The sequence below is a fragment of the Streptomyces colwelliae genome, assembly GCF_048158785.1.
Classification (GTDB): domain Bacteria; phylum Actinomycetota; class Actinomycetes; order Streptomycetales; family Streptomycetaceae; genus Streptomyces.
This window is the reverse complement of the sequence record NZ_JBLTJC010000375.1, coordinates 1-9,809: the sequence shown is the minus strand read 5'-3', so window position 1 is coordinate 9,809 and position 9,809 is coordinate 1. Positions and strand designations below refer to the sequence as shown.

General features: G+C 72.1%; 1 protein-coding gene. It reads right to left on the bottom strand.

What is annotated here, in order from left to right; all coding sequences use genetic code 11:
• On the bottom strand, positions 1-9,809 hold a 9,809-nt coding region (locus ACNFOC_RS44390; protein WP_521986577.1), incomplete at both ends, for an OTU domain-containing protein.

Here is a 9,809-nt window from a genome sequence, read left to right as displayed (position 1 = left end):
GTGCCTTCTCCGCGCCGCTGGACGAGTACCGGCTGCGCCGGGCCCTGTCCCGCGGTCACTATCCGGTGCCGCACGGCCCGGCCGAGCCCGCGTTCGCGGGCGGCGCGAGAGAACTGCGGCACCGAGAGCCACCCAGAACTGCACGCCTCGACTGCCCGGCGGGATCGCGGAGTTGAGGCGTTCGGGCAGGGTGTGCGGAGCGGCGGTGGCCCAGTCGGGGACGAGCGCGGGCAGGTCGTAGACGTTCTCCGGGGAATCGGGCAGAGCGAGCAGACCGTGGCCGAGGAGGTCACGCTCCTCGATGCGGAGGGTGACGGTGCCGGTGACGTGACGGGTGCCCTGGGGTCCCTCGACGAGCAGGTGGGCGTCGGCGTCGACGACGTAACTGCGGGTTCCGCGCGTCCCGTTGGTGGGCGCGGAGGTGCTGCCGGACTTCAGCCAGTCGCGGCGGCTGCCCGTGGTGGTGCCGCCGAAAGTGGAGGGCTGGGTCTGCCGCTGGGCGAGCGGCATGCTGATGCCGCCGATCTGGTGGTTGTCGTCGTCGCCGCTGACGAGGTGCGTGTACGACGTCGCGAAGGAGTGGTCCGCGCCCGCCGCCGTACTCACCGTGTCGGTCGTGTTGTGGAGCTGGTCGAGGGTGACGTCGTCGGCGTGGGTGGAACGGCGCGGGTTGTAGAGGGTCACCGTGATCGACGGGGGCTGATCCGGCGCTCCCTCGAAAGGCGTGGTGCCGGGCATCTTGCGGGTGAGGTCGGCGGCCAGCCGGGGACGGTCGAGGGAGACCCGCCCGGCCTGGATCAACTGGCCCAGCCTGACCGCCTGTCCCTCCACCGAGACCGAGGTGACCTGCGAATGCCAGCCGCGCCCGCCGCGCGGCGCCACCTCGTCCAGCGCCGTCCCCACATGCGCCCAGCCGTCGAAGAAGAACGCCGGGGTCGGTCCCACCGGGTGGAACATCTGCGCGTCGGTGAGATACGGGACGGGAGGCGGGCCGGGCAGCGCCCTGTTGCGCGGGTCGACGGCGGAGAGGACGGACGCGGCGGTCACCGTGGCCGCCGGTACGGGTGTGTTGGTCTCGGTGCCGGTGAACCGCAGCGTCAGGCTGACCGGGACCGTGCGGGTTTGCGGGGTGCCCCGGAGCAACACCCGGTCGATCCACCGGCCTGCCGCACCGTCCGTCTCGTTCAGGGCGATGATGCCGTTCTGGATGGCGCCGCCGATGAGGTTGAGTGGCCAGTCGCCGACCAGCGCCGAGCGGACGGACACCACGTAGTCGTACTCGAGGCCGTCGAAGTCGGCGCCGTTGTCGGTACGCAGCCAGTACCGGTTGTCGGCCGTGGTCGCCCGCCGGACGGACCGGCTGGTGGCCGCCTGAAGGGTGAACACGGGCGCCGCGCGGTCCGTCTGGGTGGAGTCGGGGGCCTCGTTCGGGCGGCGGTAGCGGGTGGTCAGGGTGACCGGAAGCTGCTTCTGCCGGACCGCGGCCTGGCTGATGGTGCGGCCCGCGGCCGTGTGCGACTGCCACTGCTCGAGACCCGAGCCCGGGGTCGAGGAACCCAGCACGTTGGCCAGGTTCTGGGTCTGTCGAGGCCTCGCCGTCAGCGTGACCTCGACCAACCGCTCGCCGCCGTGACCGTGGTGGCGGAAGTGGAAGCGGGTGGTGGCCCGCCGGGGAGTGCCGTCCGGACCGCGTCCGGGCAGCGAGCGCAGTCCGGCCGTCGAGGTGAGCTGCGCGATCCGGCTGTGCACACCTTGTTGGTAGCCGGAGTGCCCCGGGGTGGTGGATCCGGGTGCCTCGGCCTCAACCAGTTCCAGCAGATCCCGCCCGACCTGGCCGCGCCGCTCCCGCGGGTTGACCGGCACCAGCGGGAACTGGCCGTTGACGGGTACGACGGGAGCACTGTCGTGCTCGATGACCGAGAGGACGCCGCCGAGGCCCAGCTGTCGGTTGCTCACGTACGCGGCCGGCAGCGGGGTCTGTGCCACCGTGGGCACGGGGGTGAGCCCGGTCACCGGGCCTATCCGCCCCGCGTCACGGTTGAGTTGACCCTGCGTCATGAGGAACTGAAGGCCGTCCGGGACGTCCACCGCGAAGACGACGGGCTCGATCGTGCCGAGGTCACCGACCCCGCTGAGCACGGCGCGGGAGCCCGCCCGGACCGTGACCACGTAGGTGACGTCGGCGGCCACACGGTGCAGGGCGCCGCTCTCGGTGGGGGTGCGGTTGACGCCCGTACTGGCGGAGAGGGTGTCGGAGGCGTCGGTGCGGGACAGGTGGCCGAGCCGTACGGACGGGTTGAACTGGAGGCCGTCCGGTGTGCCGCTGGTCTGGCTGGTGGAGACCGAACCGTCCGACTCCGGACCGGTGTTGCCCTGCCCCGCCGGCCGCGAGGACGGGTTCTGGGTGATCACCCCGGTGCCGCCGAACTGGTGTGACTTTCCGAGGGACTTGAGCTGCTGGGCGCTGTCGGTGGCCGAGACACCCGTCTCCAGGTACTGCCGGGTGGTGTCCAGCAGCCGGGGATGGTGTGCGATGGCCTGGATCTCGAGGGAGTACTGGCTGTCCGTGACCGTCCCGGGCAGGCTCAGGCCCTCGACCACGTAGGAGTTCTTGAACAGTTCGTGGCCGTGGGCGATGAGACTGCCCGGGGTGATCGCGGCGTGCCGGGTCTCGGCGGCGCGCGTCGTGCTGTCCGTCAGCCCCAGGCCGGCGAGTGGCGGGATGCCGTCGCGCGCGGGCGGAGCGGGCTGTACGGCGGGGGCGGCGACCGGGAGGATCGGGCCGACGGCCGGGACGGCTGGCGCCGGCTGGGCCTGGGCCTGTGCCTGGTTGCGGATGACCGTGGCGGCCCGCCGGAAGACGGACTCGAGGGCCGCGGAACCGCGCACCGTGTCGATCAGCGCGTCGTCCGGTATCCGCACCAGGTCCGGAATCGGGTTGCCGTTGGCGTCCGTCCCGTCGAGCCGGGCGATGTCGGTCCCGTCCCTGTCACGCGGCGCCCCGTCGGTCCGCGCGGGGCGCTGCGCCGGGGTCACCGCGGGATCGAGGGTACGGCCGTTCGGCACCGCCAGCCGCAGCGAACCGGTGACGGTCGGCCCGACGGGCGGCGCACCGGGGACAGCCGGGGCCTGGGCCTGGGCGAGGGCCTGCGCCTGGGCCGCCTGGTTGACGTTCTCCCCGAACCGCTCGGTCGGCACGTCCGTGTCGTCCGCGTACAGGTCCAGGGCCAGATCCACCGGCACCTCGAACACGTCGCTGCGCTGGTTGGTGCCGATGTAGAACTGGTCGTGCGAGGTCGCGCCGCCCACCGTGTCGCCGTGCGTGACCTGACCGCCGTACTGGTAGTCGACCCCGAACCCCATCGACCCCCAGGGGCCCAGCGGCCAGCTGACACTGCCCATCGGCCCGACCGCGGCGCCGTAGGACTCACCGATCTGCTCGGCGTCGCTGCCCGCCATCTGGGCCAGACCCATCACCTGGATGCCCGGCAGGACCTGGCGATGGACGCTGGCCTGCCCGGGGGTACGGGTGGCGGTGAGCACCAGCCGGACCCGACGGACGCCGGTGTCGGTGCTGTTCGGCACCTCGAAGTGCAGGGCATGGCCACCGTCGACCATCGCGTCGGTCGCGGCGCGCAGCCCGATGCCGGAGCGGGCCTCGCTCAGTCGGCGCAGGTTGTTGAGCTGGGCGTGCAACCGGATCTGGTGCTCCGGCTCGTGGCCCCGCACCGTGCCGTGAGCGGCGGGCAGAAAGCCCTCACGGCGCAGCCATGTCTCGGCCTCGCGGAACAGCGGGGCCGTTTCGGTGACGTCCAGCGGGGCCGCGCTCAGCCCGATGCCGTCCAACCGCTCCAGCGAGTCCGGGAGCGCCCTGATCTCCGCGGGGCTCGGCGCGTGGCCGGCGGCGACCGTGCTGCTCAGGACCCGCAGGTCCATGCCACGCGCCTGGGTCAGCGCCGGTGCCTGCGCCACGGTGCCGTCCGGCCGGATCAGGGCTACCCGGTAGGTGACGCCGGTGCGGGTGAGGAGATGGCTCTGGTTGGTGCGGATGGCGTGCATCGTGCCCGCGGAACTGCTCGCGCTGTACGAGTTGGTGACGGTCGTCTGCGTCTGCGCGCGCAGACCGAGACTGCCGCCGACGGTGCTGGAGGCGTCCGGATGCCCCTGGCTGTGGTCACCGGTGAGGGCGGCGGCAGCGCTGCCGCTGACCCCGATACCGCTGGTGTACTTCGACGAGAGGTCCACCTTCGCCGTGTTGACCAGATGGCTCTCGAGGTTGATCTGGCCCCCGATGCTCTCCCGCTGGGGGGTGCTGGTCCTGGGCACGGTGACCAGGTGCAGCATGCCGACCGCGTCACCGTCGGCATTGGTGATCACGGGCGAGTAGAGCCCGCCGTCGATCTGCATGGGCAGCGTGCCACGCAGCACCTGCTCGGACAGGAAGTCCGAGACCTGCCCGGCGGCGGTGGCGTCCAAGTCGGCGTGGAACTCCCGGTGGACGTGCTCGTACAGAGCCCTGGGATCGACCACCGAGTCGACACCGTAGAGCGGCAGATCGGTCAGCGCCGCCGGGGCGGGCAGCGAACCCTGCGCCGGGTCGGCGGCGGTGAGGTGCCGGGGGAACCAGATCGTGGTGGGTCCGTGCGACACCGGGTCGCTCCACGCGCCCTGCGCCGGGGCGGGCACCGCGGGGGCGTCGGCGCGCACCCGCCAGTGGGTGGTGAACTCCACAGCGTCCGAGGGCTCGTTGGACCGCTGGGAGGACGTGGTCTGAACGGCCTGCGTGACGGTCGTCGCGTCACTGGCCTGGTTGTGGGTGATGGACACCGTCGTCGACGCGTCCACCGCCCGCACCGCCGTCGGCGCGGTGATCGCCCAGGAACCGGTCCACGGCACCTGGACCGTGCGATACGTCCCCGACGGCTGACTGGAGAAGTTCTCCCGCGTACCAAAACCACGCCGCTCGACATGCTTGTCCGGATCACGCGAATCAAAACGCCCCTGCCGCAACGACTCCCGCGCATCCGAAAGCGTCAGCTGTACGTCAACGGTGCGATCACGTCCGCCGACCCGGACCGTGATGCGATAACCGCCGTTGGAGCGCAGATACGGCAGTTGAAGCGCGAGACTGTCCCGGCTCAGCTCACCCCGCACCTGCTCACGCACCGCCTCGGGCACGTTGTCGGCGTCCAGTCCCAGCTCCGCGTAGACCTGCCCGTGCAGCCCCTCGATCACCTCGTTCGAGAACGGCTCCGCGTACACCAACCCCACCGCGCCGTCCGGGGACGCGCCATAGGTGTTCACGTAGGTCGACGGGAAGCGCCCCCGGTCGGTCGGCCGTGCGGTCGGGGCGTTCGAGGTGGGCCAGGTGAGGGAGGAGTCGGTGGGGATGGGCGTGGCGTCGGGGTCGAGGGCAGGGGTGGTCTCGTCCTGGCCCGCGTGGTCGTGGAGTTGGGGCCCCGCAGAGGTGACGTTCTCGATGGTGCGGAGGTAGCGGCGCGGGATGTGGACGGGGTCCTGGGTGGTGGCCATGAGGCCGGTGGTGTGGACCGTGGTGCTGTTCGGGTGATTGCGGAGCAGGAAGTCGTTGTCGCGCTGCTGATCCGGCAGGCCGAGATAGTGCAGGACCTCGTGCAGCAGGTCCGCGTCGGAGTGGTTGGCGTCCAGGTGGAGTTGGTCGGCGCGGGCCGGGTCGGACGTGTTGGTGAGGGTGATGGCCTCAGGGTGAGCCGGGTCGCTGATCAGGTTGAGGTTGACGTGCAGCTGGTCGCCTGAACTGGGCAGCGCCAGACCGGAGTTGAGGTGCGTGTCCAGCAGACCGGAGATGCGCTCGTTGAGCTGCCGGGTGAGGTCCGGGTTGGTCGTGGTGACCGGAAGGTTGAGCGTGTAGTCCCGTATCCACTGGCCGTTGGGCGCCTGGATACGACGGACCTGCGTACGGACAAGAGTCGTCGCACCGCTAAGAGCCCCAGGCCGGGGCGAGTTGGACTGATCCGCATGCGGATCGAACCGCTCCGTCGAGTGAACGGCGGCACGGGCATGCGGACGCAGACCGAACCAGGAGTCCTTCGGCGCGGGATCGGCGACACGGGACGCGGGCCGCTCCTCATCGGCGTCGCGTGTGGGTGCGGGACGGTAACGGCCGTCCGGCTGAACGCTGTTGGCGTCCTCAGGGCCCCTGGGCGCCGGCGCCGGGGTGATGGTCGTCGGGTCGACGGTGAGGGGCCCGGCGTCGGTGGCGCTGTAGTGGTTCAGGCCCGTGTAGTGGACCTCCAGGACCCGGGTGGCGGTGGGTGAGCCGACGCGGGTGACGGTGCCGAGGCCGGTCGACCGGTCCGGCCGCAGTACCTCCACGGCCACGTCCAGGGTGTCCGCCAGCAGTGGGAGGAACAACTCGCCCTGGTTGCTCTCGTATTCCCTGGACCAGTTCTGGACGGCGTCGAGCGCGTGGGCCAGTTCGGCGTCGGTGAACTGTGCGTCGCTGACGGAGTAGCCGTGCCCGAGCAGTCTGCGGAGCTGTTCGTCGGAGAGGTGGTCCAGTGTGGGCAGTTGGTCGGTGTCGCGCAGGTACGCGAACATGTCCCGGACGCTGGGCTCCGCCGGGCCGATCGCGTCGTTGCCGGTCAGCGCCTCGATGTAGAGCGTGTTGAGATCGTCCAGCTCCAACTGGTCCGGCTCCGTCACGCCTTCGATGCCGTACTCGTCGAGCGTCGCCAGGAGTTCGGTCCGGTCCATGGCCGCCGTGCGTCCCTCGAACCACCCCGCGAGCGTCTGCCGTACCTGGCCCACCACCTCGTGCGGCAACGGGTGTTCGCCGCGCGCGGTGAGCAGTCGGTCCTCGGCGAGGATGCGCAGCTGGTCCGCCGCGAGCATCAGGTGGTGGCCGGCCCGGGGCATCGGCGAGGTGCCCGGCCGCCACCGGGTGAACTGGGCTAGTCCGGCGCGGACTTGACTCGGGTTGCCCAGCCAGGCGTAGGTCTCCGGAGCCTGGGTTCGCAGCCCGGGCAGCCGGTCGCGGACCCGCGCCGGGTCGGTGCCGATGAACGTGTACAGCATGCACCGGCCGTCACCGCGGGTCGGCACCAGATTGCCTCGTGGCGCCCGCACTTGGAAGGCGGTGGGGGTAGAGGACGTGGGGTTGGTGTCGTCCTGGGCAGGAGCCTTGCCCTTGCCCTTGGCTTCGTCCGGGGTGATGGGTGCCGTGTCGGTGTCCGCCGGGGCGCTGTGCAGGTCGGTGGACGTGATGGTGTTGCCGACCAGGGCGTCGAACGCGCTGTCCTGGGCGGAGGTCGTGCCGGGGTCGCCGGACGTGCTGTCCTGGTCCCCGCCGGTGGTGTCCTTCGGCGGGATGACGGACGTCGTCGGGTCGGGGGTGGTCAGTTCGGTGTCCGCGTCCGAACTCTCGTCGCCCCCTGAATCCTCGTTCCCGGTGGTGGAGTTGCCGTCCCCAGTGATGGAACTTTCGCTCTCGGAGGTGTCGCCGTCGCCGGGGAGCGGTGAGTTGCCGGTGGAGGGACCCGCCGTGCGCGGGCGGCCCGAGCCAGGCCAGCGCGGGGCGACGGAGGCCAGCGTCGTGCGTGAGGTGGGCAGCGTCGAGGGGCCGGAGGCCAGCACCGGTCCGGTCGCGCCGGGCAGTGCGGTCTCCGCCGCAGCCCGGCGGGCCGCGGCGTCGTCGCGCCTGCCGAGGGCGTTGTCGATCTGCGCGTCGATCTCGCCGAGCGTCTGCTCCGCCCGCTCATGGTTCTCGCGTGCGTCCTCGTGGACCAGGGCCGCGTCCTCGGCATGCCCGCGAGCGGTGCCGGCGTCCGAACGCAGCGTGTCGGCCGCGGCCTTGACGCCCGGGAGTTGCGCCCGCGTCTCCCGCAGGGCCGCCTCGTCGCGGTCCAGGCCGGCCTGGGCGTCCGTGAGCGCGGCACGGTCCCGCTCCAGACCGGCCCGCACCTCCCCCAGATCGGCGTCCAACTTGCCGACCTCGGCGGTGACTTCGTCGATCTGCTGAGTGAGACGGGGGTCTACGGCAGGGGCGGAGTCGGGGTCGGACATGGGGGCGGGACCGGTGGTGTCGTCCCCTGCCGGCGGTCCTACGACCGTGCCCGGGGCGTCCGAGTCCTGCGTGACCGTGCCCGGCGGCGCGCTCTCGACCGTCGTGGCACCGTCCATGTCGCCGGAGCCGGAGGCCCTCGTCGTCGAGGCCGCCGCCGCGCGAGCCGTGAGGTCGGCCAGTTGGCGGCGGGCCGTCTTGGCCTGGGCGCTGAGCCGTATCTCCTGGCGCTCGCCCTCCGAGACCGCGTCCGTGAGCGGGCCGATCGTGCGGCGGGCCTCGGAGATCCCGCCGGTCAGGGTCTTCTCGCGGGTGATGAGGTCGTCGAGGTTCTGTTCGGCCTGGTCCGCCTCCTGCTCGGCGGTGGTCGCGGCCGTGCCGGTCCGGTGGACCTCGTCCGCCGCGTCGTTCAGCGCGGTGGTCGCCTCGTTCAGGGCGTCCTGCGCGTCGGGCCGCAACTCCCGTTGCCCGTACTCGTCGTGGAGCGCCGCGGTGTGGTCGTCCTCGGCCTCGTCGAACGCGGCGGCCTCGCGCTCGAAGTCCGCCCATGCCTGGTCCAGGGACACGACACCGGTGGTGGAACCCTGTGCCGTGGCGTCCGTCCCCGGCGCCCCCGAGTCCGTCCCCGGCGTCGCGAGATCGGTACCCGGCGCCCCGTCCCCCGTGTCCGGCCTCCCCGCCAGCGGTCCCGTCAGCGTGCCGTCCGGGTCGAAGGACCAGATGCGCAGGCCTTCCGGGCCCCGGGTGACCAGTTCTACCGGGCGCCCGTTGTCCCGGGCCGCCCGCGACGCGGCGTAGAGGGCCAGGGTCAGGCGGGAGCCGTCCGGGTCGGGGCCGGTGGCCACCCAGAGCTGGAAGCCCTCGTCCGTGAGGTCGACGCCCGCGTTCAGGTTGTTCCGTACGTCGCCCAACCGGGTCGTCGCCCAGTCCTCGGGGCGGGTGCCGGTGCCTTCGGTGAGCAGGGCCGGGAGGTCGTAGACCTGGGGTACCGGATTGGGTTCGGTGATGCCGTGGCCGAGTGCGTCGCGCTCCTCGATGCGGAGCGTGGCCGTGCCGGTGACATGGCGTACGCCCTCGGGGCCGGTGACCTCGATGTGGACGTCGGCCCGGACCTCGTAGCTGCGGGTGCCGCGGCCGTCGGCGGGCAGGCTGGTGCTGCCGGTCTTGAGCCAGTCGCGGCGGCCGCCGGAGACTCCGCTGCCGAAGTTGCTCGCGTCGACGGGCCGTTGGAGCACCGGCGGGGTCGCGCCGAGGAGGTTGCGGTCGGGGTCGTCGGCGCTCATGACGAACGGCAGCGACAGCCCGGTGGTGGTGTCGGCGCCGGAGACCGTGCTGCTGCTCTGGGTGTTGATCCGCAGCCGGTCGATGGCCACGTCGCCACCGTCGGTGACCGCCCTCGGCCGGTACAACGAGACGGTGAGGGTGGGCCGTTGGTCCGGGGCGTTCTGCAACGGGAACGCGCCCGGCATCGACGGCAGCATGCCGCCGGTCTGCCGGGGTGTGTCCAGCGAGATCGTGCCGGCCTGGATGAGTTCGCCGAGCCGTACGGACGCGTTCTCGTCGGAGGTCGAGGCCGGCACGGAACGCCAACTGCTCCCGGTGTCCGGGGCCACCTGGTCGAGGGCCGTGGACAGCTGGCTCCACGCGTCGAAGCCGTAGACGGGGACGGAGCCGGTCGGGTGGAACAGGTCCGCGTCGCGCAACGCGGGCTGTGCGCCGGTCAGTTGGCGGGGGTCGACCCCGGACAGCGAAGGCGGCGGGGGCGCGG